Annotated in this window: 19 protein-coding genes and 1 pseudogene; 15 read left to right on the top strand and 5 right to left on the bottom strand. The window is 58.1% G+C overall.

Going from position 1 to position 18,966, the window contains the following annotated elements:
* Window positions 1–37 precede the first annotated feature (37 nt).
* The 7 genes from AC3WK5_RS01635 (at window position 38) to AC3WK5_RS01605 (ending at window position 8,481) form a co-directional block, all read left to right on the top strand.
* Window positions 38–1,348 (top strand): ABC transporter substrate-binding protein, encoded by a 1,311-nt coding sequence (locus tag AC3WK5_RS01635; RefSeq protein WP_103316548.1) that lies wholly within the window; start codon window positions 38–40, stop codon window positions 1,346–1,348.
* Window positions 1,349–1,477: 129 nt separating this feature from the next.
* A complete protein-coding gene (locus AC3WK5_RS01630; protein ID WP_103316550.1) occupies window positions 1,478–2,404 on the top strand; it encodes a carbohydrate ABC transporter permease in 927 nt (308 codons plus the stop codon).
* Window positions 2,405–2,414: 10 nt separating this feature from the next.
* Window positions 2,415–3,245 (top strand): carbohydrate ABC transporter permease, encoded by an 831-nt coding sequence (locus AC3WK5_RS01625; protein ID WP_054597530.1) that lies wholly within the window; start codon window positions 2,415–2,417, stop codon window positions 3,243–3,245.
* Between the two features lie 35 nt (window positions 3,246–3,280).
* On the top strand, window positions 3,281–4,384 hold the full coding sequence (locus tag AC3WK5_RS01620; RefSeq protein WP_103316551.1) for an ABC transporter ATP-binding protein: 1,104 nt from the start codon (window positions 3,281–3,283) through the stop codon (window positions 4,382–4,384).
* A gap of 15 nt (window positions 4,385–4,399) precedes the next feature.
* Complete coding sequence (locus AC3WK5_RS01615; RefSeq protein WP_103316553.1) at window positions 4,400–5,872, top strand: mannitol dehydrogenase family protein; 1,473 nt, start codon at window positions 4,400–4,402, stop codon at window positions 5,870–5,872.
* A gap of 157 nt (window positions 5,873–6,029) precedes the next feature.
* The gene (gene xylB, locus AC3WK5_RS01610; RefSeq protein WP_103316555.1) at window positions 6,030–7,523 is read left to right on the top strand and encodes a xylulokinase; all 1,494 of its coding nucleotides are present in this window, start codon (window positions 6,030–6,032) and stop codon (window positions 7,521–7,523) included.
* 13 nt (window positions 7,524–7,536) lie between these two features.
* On the top strand, window positions 7,537–8,481 hold the full coding sequence (locus AC3WK5_RS01605) for a carbohydrate kinase family protein (RefSeq protein ID WP_103316557.1): 945 nt from the start codon (window positions 7,537–7,539) through the stop codon (window positions 8,479–8,481).
* Window positions 8,482–8,618: 137 nt separating this feature from the next.
* Here AC3WK5_RS01605 and AC3WK5_RS01600 read toward each other — a convergent pair whose 3' ends face one another.
* Window positions 8,619–9,920: an OprD family porin gene (locus AC3WK5_RS01600; RefSeq protein WP_103316559.1), complete on the bottom strand. Its 1,302-nt coding sequence runs from the start codon at window positions 9,918–9,920 to the stop codon at window positions 8,619–8,621.
* 357 nt (window positions 9,921–10,277) lie between these two features.
* Here AC3WK5_RS01600 and AC3WK5_RS01595 point away from each other — a divergent pair, with 357 nt between their 5' ends.
* The 5 genes from AC3WK5_RS01595 to AC3WK5_RS01575 all read left to right on the top strand — a co-directional run bounded on the left by AC3WK5_RS01595 (window position 10,278) and on the right by AC3WK5_RS01575 (window position 13,156).
* Entirely contained in the window at window positions 10,278–10,955 is a 678-nt protein-coding gene (locus tag AC3WK5_RS01595) for a hypothetical protein (RefSeq protein ID WP_103316561.1), read from the top strand.
* An 81-nt stretch (window positions 10,956–11,036) separates the two neighbouring features.
* A complete protein-coding gene (locus AC3WK5_RS01590; protein ID WP_103316564.1) occupies window positions 11,037–11,570 on the top strand; it encodes a hypothetical protein in 534 nt (177 codons plus the stop codon).
* A gap of 97 nt (window positions 11,571–11,667) precedes the next feature.
* Complete coding sequence (locus tag AC3WK5_RS01585) at window positions 11,668–12,234, top strand: hypothetical protein (protein ID WP_103322139.1); 567 nt, start codon at window positions 11,668–11,670, stop codon at window positions 12,232–12,234.
* 171 nt (window positions 12,235–12,405) lie between these two features.
* Window positions 12,406–12,669 (top strand): DUF2790 domain-containing protein, encoded by a 264-nt coding sequence (locus AC3WK5_RS01580; RefSeq protein WP_054597539.1) that lies wholly within the window; start codon window positions 12,406–12,408, stop codon window positions 12,667–12,669.
* 88 nt (window positions 12,670–12,757) lie between these two features.
* Entirely contained in the window at window positions 12,758–13,156 is a 399-nt protein-coding gene (locus AC3WK5_RS01575) for a hypothetical protein (protein ID WP_103316569.1), read from the top strand.
* On the opposite strand, the gene AC3WK5_RS01570 is transcribed toward AC3WK5_RS01575, so the two are convergent.
* Window positions 13,153–13,425 (bottom strand): DUF1652 domain-containing protein, encoded by a 273-nt coding sequence (locus tag AC3WK5_RS01570; protein ID WP_103316572.1) that lies wholly within the window; start codon window positions 13,423–13,425, stop codon window positions 13,153–13,155. The genes AC3WK5_RS01575 and AC3WK5_RS01570 overlap by 4 nt on opposite strands.
* Window positions 13,426–13,743: 318 nt before the next feature.
* Here AC3WK5_RS01570 and eco point away from each other — a divergent pair, with 318 nt between their 5' ends.
* Both eco and AC3WK5_RS01560 read left to right on the top strand, forming a co-directional pair.
* Window positions 13,744–14,223: a serine protease inhibitor ecotin gene (gene eco, locus AC3WK5_RS01565; protein ID WP_103316575.1), complete on the top strand. Its 480-nt coding sequence runs from the start codon at window positions 13,744–13,746 to the stop codon at window positions 14,221–14,223.
* A 14-nt stretch (window positions 14,224–14,237) separates the two neighbouring features.
* A complete protein-coding gene (locus tag AC3WK5_RS01560) occupies window positions 14,238–14,543 on the top strand; it encodes an NIPSNAP family protein (RefSeq protein WP_103316577.1) in 306 nt (101 codons plus the stop codon).
* A gap of 33 nt (window positions 14,544–14,576) precedes the next feature.
* Here the strand turns inward: AC3WK5_RS01560 and ilvA are convergent.
* Window positions 14,577–15,584: pseudogene (gene ilvA, locus AC3WK5_RS01555) on the bottom strand (threonine ammonia-lyase, biosynthetic); the annotation flags it as partial.
* 246 nt (window positions 15,585–15,830) lie between these two features.
* Here ilvA and AC3WK5_RS01550 point away from each other — a divergent pair.
* Window positions 15,831–16,166: a DUF2834 domain-containing protein gene (locus AC3WK5_RS01550; RefSeq protein ID WP_103316581.1), complete on the top strand. Its 336-nt coding sequence runs from the start codon at window positions 15,831–15,833 to the stop codon at window positions 16,164–16,166.
* Window positions 16,167–16,177: 11 nt separating this feature from the next.
* Here AC3WK5_RS01550 and AC3WK5_RS01545 read toward each other — a convergent pair whose 3' ends face one another.
* Both AC3WK5_RS01545 and AC3WK5_RS01540 read right to left on the bottom strand, forming a co-directional pair.
* Window positions 16,178–17,218 carry an asparaginase gene (locus AC3WK5_RS01545; protein ID WP_103316583.1) on the bottom strand — a complete coding sequence of 347 codons (1,041 nt, stop codon included), beginning with the start codon at window positions 17,216–17,218 and terminating at the stop codon, window positions 16,178–16,180.
* 102 nt (window positions 17,219–17,320) lie between these two features.
* Window positions 17,321–18,907, bottom strand: coding sequence for a RimK family ATP-grasp domain-containing protein (locus AC3WK5_RS01540; RefSeq protein ID WP_103316585.1), 1,587 nt, complete (start codon window positions 18,905–18,907; stop codon window positions 17,321–17,323).
* Window positions 18,908–18,966: the final 59 nt, after the last annotated feature.

The raw sequence follows: 18,966 nt of genomic DNA, 5'->3' as shown, positions 1-18,966 counted from the left end.
CTTCTGCTGCCCCCAGGGCTCAGAAGAGGAGTGCGCGATGAAACCCACTGTAAAAGCTCTGCTTGCCTGCACCTGCATGACCCTCAGCAGCGTCAGCCTTGGCGCACAAACCCTGACCATTGCCACCGTCAACAATAGCGACATGATCCGCATGCAAAAGCTCTCGAAAACCTTCGAGGCCGAGCACCCGGAGATAAAGCTCAATTGGGTGGTACTGGAAGAAAACGTCCTGCGTCAGCGCCTGACCACCGACATCGCCACCCAGGGCGGCCAGTTCGATGTGTTGACCATCGGCATGTACGAAGCTGCACTGTGGGGCGCCAAGGGCTGGCTGGAACCGATGAAGGATCTCCCCGCCGGTTACGCGCTCGACGACGTCTTCCCTTCCGTGCGTGAAGGTCTGTCGGTCAAGGGCACGCTCTACGCCCTGCCGTTCTATGCCGAAAGCTCCATGACCTATTACCGCACCGACCTGTTCAAGAATGCAGGCCTGGCGATGCCCGAGCATCCGACCTGGGAGCAGATCGGCGAATTCGCTGGCAAACTCAACAAACCCGACCAGGAACAGTACGGTATCTGCCTGCGCGGCAAGGCCGGCTGGGGCGAGAACATGGCGCTGATCACCACTATCGCCAATGCCTACGGCGCACGCTGGTTTGATGAGAAGTGGCAGCCGGAATTCAGCGGTCCCGAGTGGAAGAACGCGCTGAGCTTCTACGCCGACACCATGAAAAAATCCGGCCCACCGGGTGCTTCCAGTAACGGTTTCAACGAGAACCTCGCGCTGTTCAACAGCGGCAAGTGTGCGATCTGGGTCGACGCCAGCGTTGCCGGTTCGTTCGTCACCGACAAGACTCAAAGCAAAGTCAGCGACCACGTTGGCTTCACCTACGCGCCCCATCAAGTGACCGACAAAGGCTCGGCCTGGTTGTACTCCTGGGCACTGGCGATCCCCACCAGCTCCAAAGCCAAGGACGCGGCAAAAACCTTCAGCGCCTGGGCCACCTCCAAAGAGTACGGCGCACTGGTGGCCGAGAAGGACGGCATCGCCAACGTGCCGCCTGGCACTCGCGCCTCGACCTACAGTGAGGCCTACATGAATGCCGCGCCGTTCGCCAAGGTCACGCTGGAATCGCTGAAGGTTGCCGATCCGGGAAAACCGACCCTCAAGCCGGTGCCCTACATCGGCATCCAGTTGGTGACCATTCCTGAGTTCCAGGCCGTTGGTACCCAGGTCGGCAAGCTGTTCTCTGCCGCGCTGATCGGCCAGACCACCGTCGACCAGGCCCTGGCGGCCGCCCAGCAAACCACCGAACGTGAAATGAAGCGCGCGGGTTATCCCAAATAATAACTGCCTCTGTAGGAGCAAGGCTTGCCCGCGATTGCCGCAATGCGGTCTGTCAGATGAACCTCATTATCGTTCATCGCTAGCAAGCTCAGCTCCTACAAGAGCTGTCACCAATCGGTTGTGATCGCCATGAATACCTCGACTCTCAAAGCACAAATGGACATTCCGGCGCCGCTGCGTAAAAGCCGGCTGGCCAACCCGGGCTGGTTTCTGGTCAGCCCTTCGGTGGCGCTGTTGCTGCTGTGGATGATCGTGCCGCTGGGCATGACCCTGTACTTTTCGCTGATCCGCTACAACCTGCTGTACCCCGGCGACAACGCGTTCGTCGGGCTGGAGAACTTCAGCTACTTCCTGACCGATTCGGGCTTCCTGCCGGGCGCCACCAATACCTTGTTGCTGGTCGGCAGCGTGCTGCTGATCAGCGTGGTGTTCGGCGTCTTGATCAGTGCCTTGCTGGAGGCCAGTGAGTTCCTCGGTCGCGGCATTGTGCGGGTGATGCTGATCTCGCCGTTCTTCATCATGCCCACCGTCGGCGCGCTGATCTGGAAGAACCTGATTTTCCATCCAGTCTCGGGGATTCTCGCGGCCGTGTGGAAACTCTTCGGCGCGCAACCGGTGGACTGGCTCGCGCACTACCCGCTGCTGTCGATCATCATCATTGTCTCGTGGCAATGGCTGCCCTTCGCGATCCTGATCCTGATGACCGCCATGCAGTCGCTCGACCAGGAACAGAAAGAAGCCGCGCGCCTGGATGGTGCCGGCCCCATCGCGATCTTCTGGCACCTGACCCTGCCGCACCTGGCACGGCCGATTGCCGTGGTGGTGATGATCGAAACCATCTTCCTGCTCTCGGTGTTTGCCGAAATCTTCACCACCACCAACGGTGGCCCCGGCTACGCCTCGACCAACCTCGCCTACCTGATCTACAACCAGGCGCTGGTGCAGTTCGACGTCGGCATGGCCTCGGCCGGTGGCTTGATCGCGGTGGTGATTGCCAACATTGCGGCGATCATCCTGGTGCGGATGATCGGCAAAAACCTGACAGATAAAGCCTGAGGCCTGCGCCATGACTCTTCAACAAACCCGCCGCCTGCAAAGCCTGTTGCTCGGTACCCTGGCCTGGGCCATCGCGATCCTGATTTTCTTCCCGATCTTCTGGATGGTGCTGACCAGTTTCAAAACCGAAATCGACGCGTTCGCCACGCCGCCGCAGTTCATCTTCACGCCAACTTTAGAGAACTACCTGCACGTCAACGAGCGCAGCGGCTACTTCAGCTTCGCCTGGAACTCGGTGGTGATTTCGTTCAGCGCGACGGCCCTGTGCCTGCTGATCGCAGTGCCGGCGGCGTACTCGATGGCGTTCTACGAAACCCAGCGCACCAAGGGCACGCTGCTGTGGATGCTCTCGACCAAGATGCTGCCGCCAGTCGGCGTGCTGATGCCGATCTACCTGCTGGCCAAGAGTTTCGGCCTGCTCGATACGCGGATCGCGCTGATCATCATCTACACGTTGATCAACCTGCCGATTGTGGTCTGGATGATTTACACCTACTTCAAGGACATTCCCAAGGACATCCTCGAAGCCGCGCGCCTGGATGGCGCGACGCTGTGGCAGGAAATGGTCCGGGTGCTGCTGCCGATCGCCAAGGGCGGACTGGCATCGACCGTGTTGCTGTCGTTGATCCTGTGCTGGAACGAGGCGTTCTGGTCGCTGAACCTGACCTCGTCGAAAGCCGCGCCGCTGACCGCGTTGATCGCCTCGTACTCCAGTCCCGAAGGGTTGTTCTGGGCCAAGTTGTCGGCGGTCTCGACGCTGGCCTGCGCACCGATCCTGATCTTCGGCTGGATCAGTCAAAAGCAGCTTGTGCGCGGTCTGTCGTTCGGCGCCGTGAAATAACGCCCCTTTCGAATCATTAAAAGCGGAGGCCCGTCATGGCCCACCTGAAAATCAAAAATCTGCAAAAAGGTTTCGAAGGCTTTTCCATCATCAAAGGCATCGACCTTGAAGTGAACGACCGCGAGTTCGTGGTCTTCGTCGGCCCGTCCGGCTGCGGCAAATCGACCCTGCTGCGGCTGATCGCCGGTCTGGAAGAAGTCACTGCCGGCACCATCGAACTGGACGGACGCGACATCACCGAAGTCAGCCCGGCCAAGCGTGACCTGGCGATGGTGTTCCAGACCTATGCCTTGTATCCGCACATGAGCGTGCGCAAGAACATGTCCTTCGCCCTCGACCTGGCCGGAGTGAACAAGGCCGAGGTAGAGAAAAAGGTCAACGAAGCGGCACGGATTCTCGAGCTCGGGCCGATGCTCGAACGCAAGCCGAAACAGCTCTCCGGTGGCCAGCGCCAACGAGTCGCTATCGGCCGCGCCATCGTGCGAAACCCCAAGATCTTCCTGTTCGATGAACCACTCTCCAACCTCGACGCGGCCTTGCGGGTACAGATGCGCCTGGAGTTGGCACGACTGCATAAAGAACTGCAGGCAACGATGATCTACGTGACCCACGACCAGGTCGAAGCCATGACCCTGGCTGACAAAGTCGTGGTGCTCAATGGTGGCCGGATCGAACAGGTCGGCTCGCCGCTGGAGCTCTATCACCAACCGGCCAACCTGTTTGTCGCAGGCTTTCTCGGCACCCCGAAAATGGGCTTTCTCAAGGGCAAAGTCACCCGTGTCGAACGCCAGAACTGCGAAGTGCTACTGGACGCCGGCACTCGCATCACATTGCCACTGAGCGGTCCCAACCTGAGCATTGGCGGCGCGGTGACGCTGGGTATTCGCCCGGAACATCTGGAACTGGCGCAACCCGGCGACTGCACCTTGCAAGTCACCGCCGACGTCAGCGAACGCCTGGGCAGCGACACCTTCTGCCACGTTCTGACCGCCTCCGGTGAAGCGCTGACCATGCGCATTCGCGGCGATCTGGCGAGCCGTTATGGCGAACAACTGAGCCTGCACCTGGACGCCGAACACTGCCACTTATTCGATGCCAACGGGATGGCGGTGGCCAGACCGCTGCGCGCCGCTGCCTGATTGCCGAGACCCGACATGAAACTGAACAAGCCCAACCTTACCCTCCTGGCACCTGAAGTGGCTCTGCCCGCCTACGCCCTGAGTGCGACTCGCCAAGGTATCGCACACATCGGCGTCGGCGGTTTCCATCGCGCCCATCAGGCCTATTACACCGACGCCTTGATGAACACTGGAGAAGGCCTGGACTGGAGCATCTGCGGCATCGGCCTGCGTGCCGAAGATCGCCGCGCCCGGGATGACCTGGCCAGCCAGGATTACCTGTTCACGCTGTTTGAGCTGGGCGACAGCGGCGACACCGAAGTACGGGTCATCGGTGCCATCAGCGACATGCTGCTGGCCGAAGACGACACCCAGGCGCTGATCGATAAACTCGCCAGCCCGGACATTCGCATCGTCTCGCTGACCATCACCGAGGGGGGTTATTGCATTGACGACAGCACGGGTGAGTTCATGGCCCAGCTGCCACAGATCCAGCATGACCTGGCGCATCCGAACGCACCGAAAACCGTGTTCGGTTTCCTCTGTGCGGCCCTGGCCAAACGCCGCGCCACCGGCATTCCAGCGTTCACCCTGATGTCCTGCGATAACCTGCCGCACAACGGCGCGGTCACCCGTAAGGCACTGCTGGCCTTCGCCGCCCTGCGCGACGCCGATCTGCGGGACTGGATTGGCGCAAACGTCAGCTTCCCCAACGCCATGGTCGACCGCATCACACCGATGACCAGCTCGGCTCACCGCTTGCACCTGCACGACGAACACGGCATCGACGATCTATGGCCAGTGGTCTGCGAACCTTTCGTGCAATGGGTACTGGAAGACAACTTCGTCAACGGTCGTCCGGCCTGGGAAAAAGTCGGTGTGCAGTTCACCGACGACGTCACGCCTTACGAAGAGATGAAAATCAAACTGCTCAACGGCAGCCACCTGGCCCTGACCTACCTGGGCTTTCTCAAGGGCTATCGCTTCGTCCACGAAACCATGAACGATCCGTTGTTCGTGCGTTACATGCGCGCCTATATGGACCTCGACGTAACGCCGCAATTGGCGCCGGTGCCGGGCATCGACCTGACGCAGTACAAGAACACCCTGGTCGAGCGTTTCTCCAATCAGGCGATTGCCGATCAACTGGCGCGGGTTTGCTCCGACGGCTCATCGAAGTTTCCGAAATTCACCGTACCAACCATCAACCGCTTGATTGCCGATGGTCGCGAGACCAAGCGTGCGGCATTGGTAGTGGCCGCGTGGGCGATTTATTTGAAGGGCGTGGATGAGAATGGCGATACCTACCCGATTCCCGACCCACGGGCAGAGTTCTGTCAGGCGCTGGTGGCCGATGATGCGTTGATCACTCAGCGGATGCTGGAGGTTGAGGAGATCTTTGGCACGGCGATCCCCCAATCCGAGGAGTTTGTTGCAGCGTTCGAGTGGTGCTGTAACAGCTTGCGTGAGGTTGGGGTGACGCGGACGCTTGAGCGGGTGTTGGCGTAAGCACGGTGGTGAACCTGCTGCCGTCTTCGCGAGCAAGCCCGCTCCCACAGTAGATCTTCAGTGAACACAGGTTGAGTGCTCGCCAACGATTAATGTGGGAGCGGGCTTGCTCGCGAATGGGTTCACCGAGATCGACCTGACACACCAAGGATCTTCCATGGCAAACCAAAAACTCTTCCTCGGCATCGACTGCGGCACCCAAGGCACCAAAGCGCTGATCCTCGATTCGCACAGCGGTAAAGTCCTCGGTCAGGGCGCTGCGGTCCACAGCCTGATCAGCGCGGCCAATGGCCGTCGTGAACAAGACCCGGCCCAATGGCTGGAGGCCTTGACCCACGCCACTCGCCAGGCCTTACTCGCCGCCAACATCAGCGGCCGGGAGATTCTCGGCATCGGCGTCTCAGGCCAGCAACATGGCCTGGTCCTGCTCGATGAACAAGGTCAGGTCCTGCGCCCGGCCAAGCTCTGGTGCGACACTGAAACCACCGCAGAAAACCAGCGATTGCTGACTCATCTGGGCGGTGAAAGCGGCTCGTTGGAACGTCTCGGCGTGGCCATCGCACCGGGCTATACCGTGTCCAAACTGTTGTGGACCGAAGAGCAGCATCCGCAAATTTTCGCCCGCATCGCTCACATTCTGTTGCCCCACGACTACCTCAACTATTGGCTGACCGGGCGCTGCTGCAGCGAGTTCGGCGATGCTTCGGGTACCGGCTACTTCAATGTGCGAAGCCGCCAATGGGACGCAGAGCTACTGGCCGACATCGACCCCAGTGGCCGCTTGCAAGCGGCGCTGCCCGAACTGCTGGAGGCGCATCAGGCGGTCGGCACGATTTTGCCAAACATCGCCGAACGCTTGGGCATCAACCCAAAGGCGCTGGTCGCCAGCGGTGGCGGCGACAACATGATGGGCGCCCTCGGCACCGGCAATATCCAGCCGGGTGCAATCACCATGAGCCTGGGCTCTTCGGGCACCGTGTATGCCTACGCCGAACAGCCCAACGTCAGCCTGGACGCGTCAGTCGCAACGTTCTGCTCCTCCAGTGGCGGCTGGCTGCCGTTGATTTGCACAATGAACCTGACCAACGCGACCAGCGCGATGCGTGAGCTGTTCGATCTCGACCTCTCACAATTCAATGCCCGGGTCGAGCAGTCACCGATTGGCGCCGATGGCGTGAGCATGTTGCCGTTCCTCAACGGCGAGCGCGTCCCCGCCCTACCCCATGCCACCGGCAGCCTGCTGGGGCTGAACATGAGCAACCTGACCCAGGCCAACCTCTGCCGCGCGGTGGTTGAAGGCACCACTTTCGGTTTGCGTTATGGTCTGGACCTATTGCGTCACAACGGATTGCAGAGCCGCAGCATTCGCCTCACCGGTGGCGGCTCGAAAAGCCCGGTGTGGCGGCAGATAGTCGCGGACATCATGGACACCCCGGTGGTGTGCACCGAACACAGCGAGGCGGCAGCCCTCGGTGCAGCGATTCAGGCCGCGTGGTGCGAATCGGCAGTCGGCACCCAACAAAGTCTGTTGGCGTTGTGCGAGCGCTGTGTCAGCCTCGACCCCAACAGCGAAACCCAACCCGTCGCGGCGAATGTAGCGGCCTACCAACAGGCCTATGAGCGCTATCGCCAACAGGTCGAAACCCTTTAAAGAGTGAACAACTATGTATCTGGTGTGTGGAGAAGCACTGTTCGATTTCTTCAGCGAAAACGCGGCCAGCGGTCAGGCCTCGACCGTGAACTACAAGGCAATTGCCGGTGGATCACCGTTCAACGTGGCGGTCGGCTTACGTCGACTGGGGGTGGACTCGGCGCTGTTCGCCGGGCTGTCCACCGACTACCTCGGCCGTCGCTTGCAGCAGGTGTTAGCTGATGAAGGGGTACGTGCTGATTACTTGCTGGACTTCGACGCGCCAACCACCCTGGCGATGGTCGCGGTCGGGGCCAACGGCTCGCCACATTACAGCTTTCGCGGTGAAGGCTGCGCTGATCGCCAGCTCACTCTTGCCCATCTGCCGGAGTTGAGTGATGAGGTGCGCGGTCTGCATATCGGCTCGTTCTCGCTGGTGGTGCAACCGATTGCCGACACACTGCTGGCGCTGGTACGCCGGGAAAGCGGCAAACGCCTGATCAGCCTCGACCCGAATGTGCGACTCAATCCCGAGCCGGACATCGAATTGTGGCGCTCGCGGATTGCCGAGTTGATGAAATACGCCGACCTGATCAAGGTCAGCGAGGAAGACTTGAGCCTGCTGTATCCGGGTCGCGAGCCGCAGAGCGTGATCGACGGCTGGCTTGAGCATCGTTGCCAATTAGTGTTCCTGACCCGTGGCGGCCAGGGTGCGACGGTGTTCAGCCGTCGTCATGGCAGTTGGTCCGCGCCGGCAAGCAAGGTGGTGATTGCCGACACCGTTGGTGCCGGTGACACTTTCCAGGCTGCATTGATCACCTGGCTGACCGAGCAACAGCTCGATTCAGTAGACGGCTTGCAGCGCTTGAGCCGCGAACAGATCGACGCGATGCTCAGGTTCGCCATCAGCGCAGCCGCCCTGACGTGCAGCAAGACCGGGCCGGATTTGCCGTACCGGCATCAGTTGGAAATGCGCTGAATGTGAGGGCCTCTTCGCGAGCAAGCCCGCTCCCACATTAGATTGTCGGTGGACACAAAATGTGTGAGCACCTCAGATCAAGTGTGGGAGCGGGCTTGCTCGCGAAAGCGGTCTATTTCAAACCGCAAGGCTCACGGTCACAACACCGAAAAGTTGTAACTCACAATCAACCGGGTCTCATCCACATCCCGGGCGAACTTCTCGTAGTTGCTCCGATACGTCGCGTTGCGCAGCCGCAGGCTCAGATCCTTGAACGTCCCGCTCTGCACTACATACTTGAGCTCGCTGTCGCGCTCCCACTCCTTGCCTTCCTGCTCGCTGCCCGGCACCTTGATGTGATCGCCATTCACATAGCGGGTCAGGAAGCTCAAGCCATTGAGGCCGACGGCCTTGAAGTCGTAGTCGTAGCGCAGCTGCCAGGAGCGTTCCTGGGCCGCAGCGAAGTCGTTGACCTGCACATAGTTGACCAGATACGGGTTACTGCCATCCAGGTACGGCATCGAGTTATCACCGATCATTCGCTGCCAGCCGGCGCTTAGCGTGTGACCGCCAAGGGTGTAGCCGAGCATGCCACTCAAGGCACGGTTCTCGATGGAGCCGGCGCGAGCGGCGCCGCTGTCGGCACTGTCGAATACGCGCAGGTCAGCCTTCAACAGGCCCGAGCCTAATGGCTGATTGGCCAGCAAACCGACAAAGTGCTGACGGTAGATATCTTCCAGTTCGGCGTAATGATACTGAGCGGTCAGGCGCTCGTTGATCTTGTAATCGATGCCATACATATCGAAGTGATCGGCCGTGACGTTGCAGGCGTAACGCTTGTTCTTGCAGTGCACGCGGATGTCCTGGGCGTCGGTGGAATCCCGAGCGGTGTATTTGTCCAGGCGAGCGGCCGTGAAGGTCAGGTCCTTGAATTCTTTCGATGTGAGCATCGCACCGTTGAACATCGTCGGCAGCAGACGGCCATCGTTGTACTTGAGCAGTGGCAAGTCAGGCAACTGCGCACCGTACTTCAGAACGCTTTGCGAGACGCGGACTTTGGCCGTCAAACCCAGCTTGGCGTATTGGTCTTTCGAGCCTCGCGGGTTCTCCCCGGTGGACGGCAACAAGCCGCTGTTGCTGCTGTCGGGGCTGGAATCGAGCTTGAGGCCAAGCATGCCCAACGCATCGACGCCGAACCCTACGGTGCCTTCGGTGTAGCCCGATTGCAGATTGAGAATGAAACCCTGGGCCGACTCGTCACGCTTCGACGCACCCTGCTCGTTCGAGGTATGACCATCACGAAAATCGCGGTTGAAATACACCGTGCGCGATTCGACTTTGACGCTGCTGTCTTCGATAAAACCGCTGGCCTGGGACTGCGCGGTAAAACCTGCGCACAGCAGCAAAGCGCCGAAGCCCAGAACCGGGCACGGTGTGATGAGGGGAAACGGGGGACGCATGAAAAAAAGCTCCAACAGCGCATCTTTGCGACAGGACAATCAGCCAACACAAATAGCGTTCATCCAGCGAAAAGGTTCGCCGTGATGAAGTGAAAAGTTACGGGGGTGATTGCCAATAGTGGCAGATGGCTGCTAGCTGATACAGACGACTTTAGTCTGAAAATGACTGCCAATTACTGCCCGCCGACAAGTTACCGACAGCGCTTGATGAACACGTACTCATCGTTTTTTCGGTGACAAGACCAGACTAGCCACGACCCTAGAGGCGCATTCTGTCCGACTGGTTACGTATGCCGGGAGCAGCGTAAACACGTAAACTCCCGCCCTCATCAGGAAACGGACTTCGGATTCAACGTCATGGAATTGCAATTCAGTATTACCCCCGAGCATACCGAGATCAGGATCGGCAAACTGCTGGAGCACGAGATGCTCAAGCATGATCAACAGCAGGCCCGACTGCTGGGCTATGTCGCACGCTTTCAGGACCGCCTGCTCGCCCCGCTGCTGTTTCTCCTGGGCCTGGTCGGCGGCATGCTGGCAATCTATTTCCCTGTGCGCGAGTTCAGCACTCAGAAGTTCATCTCCATGGCGCTGTTCGGGGTGATCTTCTTGGTGTTCTGGCGGGTCTACTCCGGTCGCCTGCTAAGCCATTTACGTGAACGTATCGCCGACAACCGTGCCAAGCCGCGCGCGCCTTTTCGTAGCGCGAACCAGCGTCTCATAGCAATGAAATTGCGCATTTCCCTCAAGGCAGCTGAAGGTGGTTATCGCCTGCAATTCGACGACCAGGGCTTCACCCTGATCAATACCAGGGGCAAAGGCGCCATAAGTAGGCTTGCCTGGGGGCAGATTGTGCATCTCAAAGTTACGCCCGACTTCTACTCCGTTGCCTGCGCCAAACTGTATCGTGAGGACAAGGCCTATCACATCCCCAGGCATAGCGATGTGATGGACGCGGATTCGTATCAGCAAGGTTTGCAGCTGTTTTTGAGCCGAGTGCCCGTCTCGGCCAAGGAGTCATGCGTCGCGCCCTGAGCCTCTTCTGAACAGCGTGACCCTTTTTGTGTCCCTCTCCCTTTAACCCGCCTCAGCGCAGATATTCAGGAACATGGTCAAATGAGAAAAATTTGGCTGTATACAATAGCTCTGCTGGTGGGCGGCCCTGCTTACGCAGAACCCATCAAGGCGATCCTCAACTGTCCATTCTCCGATGGAACGCATGCATCGCTGTTGGCCACATCGACTTTGGAAGGTCAGAAGCTGTTTTTGAAAGTCGACGGGAATATCCAGAGTGCATTTTCCGATATGCCGAACGCTGATTTTGTCGGACAGATTGTCATGGCCAAGTGTGTTGCCTCCGGCTTGATATTCGCACTCAACTACGGAACCCCATACTCCAAGGGAGTCCTCTTACGAAAGAATCCAATAAGTCACACTACCGAACGGATTGATTTTTCTGAAAAAGCGCTTCCTCGCTGGCTCTATGTCGGGCGTGAACAGATGCGACTCGTCATTCCAAACAGTGGACATGAAGTCGCCGCAAAGTTTCTGATCTACGATTTCGTCAATGCAAAGGGACAGCCGGAAGAAGTCGAAGGCGTTGATACTCTTCCAGACAAACTCGGGTTTAAGGTTCTACGCTTGAAATGAGCAAACGTTTGGCATTGACACTTCCATCGCTGCTCCATGCCGGGCAGTTAGCCGCATTAATACTCTTTACCCCGACTCAATACGGCTCATACGGCATATGATTCAAATGAGACAAATTTCGCTTGGCATCTCGCTTGCCCTATTCTGTGCTCATATTTTTGCTGCACCACCACAGATAATATCTGTCGTCAGCTGTGAGTTGGCAGGCCCCAGGAATACGGTCGAACTGTTACGTGGCTCACCCATTGTTGACTCCTACATCTACAACATCCGCCACACTCAAATAAACCGACTTATCTTTGGCACCCAGGATGCCTCTCGAGGTACCTCTGTTCAGTGGCAGTGCGCATCCAATCAATCGAATATAAACGTACTGGTGGTCTCTGGTGAATTCACGTCGAACTATCTCCAGGGCGCTCTTTTTTACTACGACCCGAAAACAGGGCAAATAGAGCGTGTCGATTTCGCCGAAAGAAATCGCCCGCGCTGGGTGCAAATGTCCGAACAGGGGGCTCGCGTGATTTTCGAGAACACGGGTAATGAGAGCTCCCACAAGTATTTGGTCTACGGAAAAGGTGACACGTATCTGGAGCTTGATGAGTTACCACCAGCATCTGATGAAAATGGAGGCCCCCTGATCGAACTGCATGGTCCTCAACCGTAAGCCGATCAACCCACTACGTCCGTTAGAAACCCCACCGAGCTTAACCCCCGGTTAATCCTGCGGTCTAAAATTAACTGGACCGCGTTCGCGCAGAATCTTCTGACGCCCTGCGCGGCAGGGCCGACATCGTCAGGTGTCGCGCTGACTTCACGTCTGCACCGGAGACTTCTCATGAACATGCGTATTTTTCTGGTGGCCTCTGCCCTCGCCTGCACCGGGTTTACCGGGCTGGCGCTGGCCGACTCCGCACCTTCCCAGCCTGTGCCGTATCACTACGGAATGTCGCTGCACGTCAAGAAAGTGGTTTCGATGACCGAGCCCACAACGCAAGACTGCAAGGTGGTGACGGCGGAGATGAAGTTCATCGACGACGTGGGTAAACAGGAATACATCAGCTATCGCAAGCTGTCGGATGCCTGCAGCTATCAGAACTGAGTCATGGCGCTGCGCAACGCCAGGCATTTGGTGATGGGCGAGGCCAAAGGTTATGCTTTGGCCTCCCTTACTGCCGCAAGGATTCGCCATGCAGTTTTCGTTTCGCACACTGTCGATGTTTACCGCAGGTCTGTGTTTTGCGCTGGCGCTGGTCTGGGGCTTTATACCCGAGGTGATGCTGTCGATCTGGAGTATCGGATACTCGGACGCGACAGGGTTGGTGGCCAGACGCAGTGCGATGTTGTTTGTGGCGCTGGGCGTGATGTTTTATCAGGCTCGCAACGCGCCGCCGTCCGTTTCGCGTAGCGCGCTGAGCAGCGGTCTCGTGGTGGGGGTTTTCGGGCTGGCCACACTGGGTGTCGGCGAATGGCTCAACGGCCACGCCGGCCCGGGTATCTTGCTGGCGGTGGCGGTGGAGATTGCGCTGGGCCTGGCATTTCTCCAGACCCGGCGTGCGCCCGTCGAACTCGCAGAAATCGTGGATTAATGCGCGCGGACCTTTGACGCGAGCACATGGCTGCCGGGGGTGTGATCCTCCAGGTCGTGGCGCAATTCAGCGATCAAATCGTTGATTTCACGACAGCCGTTAAGAGCGTTCGCGTCGATGCCGGTCACCAGCAGATCCAGTTGGTCCCTCCGGTGGTTGTCGTAGACCTTGACGGTCATCGACAGGTCCGGTGACAAGGTGCATTGGCACCGTTTAGGCAAAAAGCTGTGTTCAATGATATTGCGAAGTTCCAAGGCAGAAAGAAACATTACACCCCTCCCTTTTTGTAGGACCATCGATCAATCGCCGGGTTAACCGCCGTCAGTCTTGCCCATCCTTATCTCGCGGTTTTTCCTGGCGTGTTTTTCATGCACTGGAATGAAGCATAAGGTATGCCCGGGAATTCGCACGACGGGCCGTCGGTAAATCAGCTATTTGCGACGAACCGCCAAGTGACCTCGTGCAAAACGTATGATTGCCACTAATCATCTCTCACGTTGCCAACTTCGCCGTCGTGATTTGCATTGAGCGACCTGCACAGTAAGAATGCTCGCATTCACCGACTCAACCAAGAGCAAGGAGGCATCATGCGCTCATCAACTCTCACCGCCGCGGCGGTGCTGCTGTCCGGTCTGTCCACTCTGGCCAGCGCTGCGAAACTCGAAGACGTTGCCCCCTATCCCAAGGCTGAAACCGGTTTTACCCGCCAAGTGATTCACCTCGCGCCGCAGACTCGGGAAGACAGCTACCAGGTCGAAATCCTCGCCGGGAAAACCCTGGCTGTCGATTGCAACCACCAGCGTCTGGGTGGCACGCTGGAGGAGAAAAACCTCGAAGGTTGGGGTTATCCGTTCTATCGACTGGAGAAAGTCATCGGCCCGATGAGCACCCTGATGGCGTGCCCGGATGGCAAGAACAAGCAGGACTTCGTGCCGGTCGTCGGTGAGGGTTTCCGGCTGCGTTACAACAGCAAGCTGCCGATTGTGGTCTACGTGCCGAAAGACGTCGAAGTGCGCTACCGGATCTGGTCGGCGTCGGACAAGGTCGAGAAAGCCCGTCAAGAATAAACGGAGCACACACGATGATTACCTGCCACGTCAAATATGTGATCGACCCTTACCAGCTCGCCGAGTTTGAAGCCTACGCCAAGGCCTGGCTTGGTGTTGTCGAACGCCTGGGCGGTATGCACCACGGGTACTTCCTACCGTCCGAAGGCGCGAGCAATATCGCTTACTGCCTGTTCAGCTTTCCTTCTCTAGCCGACTACGAAAGCTATCGGCATATTGCCCTGACCGACACCGAAAGCACCGCATTGGTGGCGCAGGTGGTGGAGAAGAAATTCATCCTCAGTTACGAGCGGACGTTTCTGCGTCCGCTGCTCGCCTGAATCCCTTTCAGCGACTTACACCGGGACGCCGCACAATGCGGCGCGCTCGGCCACATGCCGCAAGCTATCAAAATTGATATTGGCCCCTGAGTCGATCGCCACCAGTGTCTGCCCCCGGACACCGGTTTGTGCCACGTACTTCTTGATTCCGGCCACGGCCAGCGCGCCGGATGGCTCGGTGATCGAGCGGGTATCGTCGTAGATATTCTTGATCGCCGCGCACAGTTCGTCGTTGCTGACCGTGAGTACTTCATCGACATGATGGCGGCAGATTTCAAAGCCATACTCACCGATCTGTGCGACGGCTACACCATCGGCGAAGGTGCCCACTTTTGGCAGCACCACTCGCTCTCCCGCGAGCATTGCTGCTTGCAAGCATGCGGAGTGTTCCGACTCGACGCCGACGATACGGATCTCCGGCCGCAGGTATTTGACGTACGCGGTGATGCCGGCGATCAAACCGCCGCCGCCCACCGGGACGAAGATTGCGTCCAATGGGCCTTGATGCTGACGCAGGATTTCCATGGCCACCGTGCCCTGTCCGGCGATCACGTCCGGATCGTCGAAGGGCGAAACAAAGGTCCGGCCGGTTTGCCGGGCCAGGTTCAATGCGTACTCCAGGGCGAACGGAAAGCTCTCGCCATGCAACACCGCATTCGCGCCACGACTGCGCACACCAATCACTTTCAGCTCCGGCGTTGACGTGGGCATGACGATGCTCGCCTCGATCCCCAACTCCCGCGCCGCCAGTGCCACGCCTTGGGCGTGATTGCCAGCCGAGGCGGTAATCACCCCGCGAGCCTTTTGCTCGGCACTCAGTTGGGCCAGTTTGTTGTAGGCGCCACGAATCTTGAAGGAAAAGGTCGGTTGCAGGTCTTCACGCTTGAGCAGGATCTGGTTGCCCAGCACCTCGGATAACGCCGGGGCCACCTGCAAAGGCGTGCGCACTGCCAGTTCATAAACCGGTGCGGCGAGGATTTTTTTCACGTAACGCTCAAGCAGGGCCTGCTTGGCGGTTGCAGTGTCGGTGTTGGTGTCCATCAACGTCTCCTGGCTTTGTTCACGGCCCCGGAGACAGAAAATGAAAACCCGCCTCTAGGGCGGGTTGGGTGCAGTCGTCAGCTAGCCCGCCAAATAAGGAATGGCGGTAATAATGCTTGGCTGGCAGCGCGATACGGTGGAAGTCATGGCTCGAAATTAGCTGCGCGCGAAAGGCAAGTCAATGGCCAGTTTTCTGTCGAATGCGATAGTCTTCGAAAACCGTTCATTGTCCCAAGGAAGGAAAGCATGAAGTCTGTCGCACTCCCGTTGATCGCCCTTCTCGCCTTTGCTGGCTATACCGTTTCAGTGATGCTCCAGGCCGAGCAGTCACTCATCGATTTCGGCATCAGCCTGATGTCCCGCCCCGATACTGCCCAAGTGGTGATCGACCTTTATCTGCTAGCCACCCTGGCAGGCATCTGGATGTACAAGGATGCCCGGAGCCGTGGCCGTTCAGTGTTGTCAGTGCTGCCGTACCTGCTGATTACCGCAGTATTCGTTTCCGTCGGGCCACTGCTGTATTTGGTGGTGCGCGGGCTTCGCAGCCGAAAAACCAGTGCTGTTTTCGGGCAGCAAGCGTGAGCAGAAGAGCGCTAAATGGGCGGCAGTGAAAACGTCAGCTCGATACGCCCGGTCTGTACCTTCACCGTGTTGAGCATTGGCGGGTGATGCCAGGCACTGAGTTGGGCACGTTGCGCGGCCGTACCGATGTTCAGTTGCGTCAACACGTCACAGACCACCGCATAGAGGACGGTCTGATTTCCGTCCTCGACTTTTACTGCAATCCCCCGCGCCTGCTGGTCGGTCACACCGCGTATACCGATTGCATAGCTCGCGTCGGCACCGACCTTGCCCACCAGTTGACCGTTGAAGGCCTTCATCAGTGCTGTACAGAAACGGCCCTTCCCGGCGACCAGCTCAGGGTATGTGGTCATGGCTCGGTAAATTCGCGCCAACTCAGCTTCACGTGGCGACCGGGCACTTTCACCGGTATCGGCAGCACTGGCTATTTTAGCAAAGAGCAACGCCAGCCGATCCAGCGCGAAGGCCGGCGTCGGCAGGTTGCAGCCGTCGTTAGCCCACTGAATGGCGTCACCTGAAACCTCACAAACCTCAGCCACCGTCTGCATCACCCGCTGCTGAAGCGGATGAGCTGGAAGGTGATAACCCTCCAGCGTTGCACCCAGCGCTTTGGCGGCCGCCAACATGCCAGCGTGTTTACCTGAACAATTGCTGCACACCGGACCGGGGACAAAATCGCTTTTGATCCAGGCCCGATAGACCTCATCCGATATCGGTGGATGACCGCCGCAGCGCATGTCTGCTTCACTGGCGCCGGCCTTGGCCAGCATTCCCAGCGCTCGCTGGATATGCCGTGTTTCGCTGCTATGGGAGCCACACATCAAGGCCAGGTCAGCATCGTCCAGACCGAATTGTTCGAGTGCACCAGTTTCCATGACCGCCAACGCTTGCGCAGGTTTGGCGGCGGACCGGGCCAATGTCATGCGCGATGGATCACCAAAACCGCTGAGCAAGCGGCCTTGGGCATCGACGACCGCGACATGCGCGATGTGAGTGTTTTCAATGCTATTACCGCGGTAGACGATCGCGGCAATCGCCTGTTCCCTGTTCATCCGGCATTCCTGCTGATTGCTTGAAAACCCTGCGCGGATGACTCCGCACTAATGCAGGGGAGCGTAGTTCAGCTTAAGGATGTTGTTGGCATGAACGACTGTTCACCAGACTTGCCCACGACGCTTGAGTTCGAGTCTGCGGACAAACTCCTCGAGTACCAGTGAATACAGGTCGTCCTGCAGGTAAGCATCTTCGATACCGGCGTCGATGTTCGGGTTGTCGTTGACCTCGATCACCACCACTTTGTCGCCGGACTGCTTGAGGTCGACGCCGTACAGACCGTCGCCGATGAGGTTGGCGGTTTTCACTGCAAGGTCCACCACGGCCTTGGGCGCCTCATGAACCGCCAGGGTACGGCACTCGCCGTTGATGTCCTGGCCCTTGGCTTTGTGGTTATAAATCTGCCAGTGGCCTTTGGACATGAAGTACTGGCAGGCGAAGATCGGTTTGCGGTTGAGCACGCCAATGCGCCAGTCATACTCGGTGTAGAAGAACTCCTGAGCCAGCAGCAACACCGAGTGCTCGAACAACTCAGCCGTGGCTTCGAGCAAGGCTTGCTGACTTTCGACCTTGATCACCCCTCGCGAGAAGCAGCCATCAGGAATTTTCAGCACCAATGGAAAACCGAGTCGCTCGCCTACCCGCTCAAAATCTTCCGGTCGCTCCTTGTAGAGAATTTCCGTGGCCGGCATGCCCAGTTGATGGCTGTTGAGCAAGTCAGTCAGGTAGACCTTGTTGGTACAGCGCAGAATTGATGCCGGGTCGTCCATCACCACCAAGCCTTCACTTTCGGCCTTTTTCGCAAATCGGTAGGTATGGTTATCGACGCTGGTGGTCTCGCGGATCAGCAACCCGTCATATTCGGCAATACGCGCGTAGTCCTTGCGCTCGATCAACTCGACATCGATGCCCAGGCCCTTGCCCACCCGAACGAAATTCTCCAACGCTCTGGCATTGGATGGCGGCAGCGCTTCCTGCGGATCGTGGAGGATTGCCAGGTCATAACGGGCCAGCCGGCGTGAACGCGGCATGCGCCAGATCTTGCGACTGAAGTTGTCCAGAGCGTTGGCGAAGTGATCTTCCTGATCTTCTCGCAACTTATGTAACGCACCAAACTTGACACCTTCGATGTGCCAGCCGTTACGTCGGCGAAACTCTACCAGCAAGATTGGACAGGGGAACACTTCAAACAACTGACGCGCCAAATCCTGTAACGGTTCAATATTGGTCTTGCCGAAATACAGCGTCAGGGTAAATCCTTCAGTGTCGCTGTAAAGGTGATTATTGAGCGCCTTATCCAAGGCTTTATCCAAATCGTCCAGCGACAGGCCATAAAGAGACTTGCGAGTGAGTTCGCTGATGGTTCGCACCGAAGGAATCACCTTGTGCCCACGAGCCTCAGCCAGCAATGAGCAGTAATAACCGTGTCCCAGGTACTTGTAACTGCGGCACAGATTGATTACCTGTACCCGCTTGCCCTGCTCGCTGCCACGGGATTGCTCGAGATACTCCTGGGCACTGACGATGTCTTCACTGGGAAAGTAAGACGCCCAGTCTTCCTTGCGTTCGACAATAATAACCAACTGACTGGAGGTTCTGGCAGCCTCTGATAAATAAGTTGCTTTAGTTATTGCTGTCGGTAAACGTTGCTCCGATACTTCACGCCAATGACCTTGTAGCGCTGACATAGTGATTGATCCGTTGGAGAACAAGACCTTTCCTATTAAGCACGAAGTTTTTCGAAAGT

It is taken from the genome of Pseudomonas sp. FW306-02-D09B, assembly GCF_058782685.1.
Note: the sequence above shows the minus strand (reverse complement) of the source record. Positions and strands in the feature narration are given on the sequence as shown.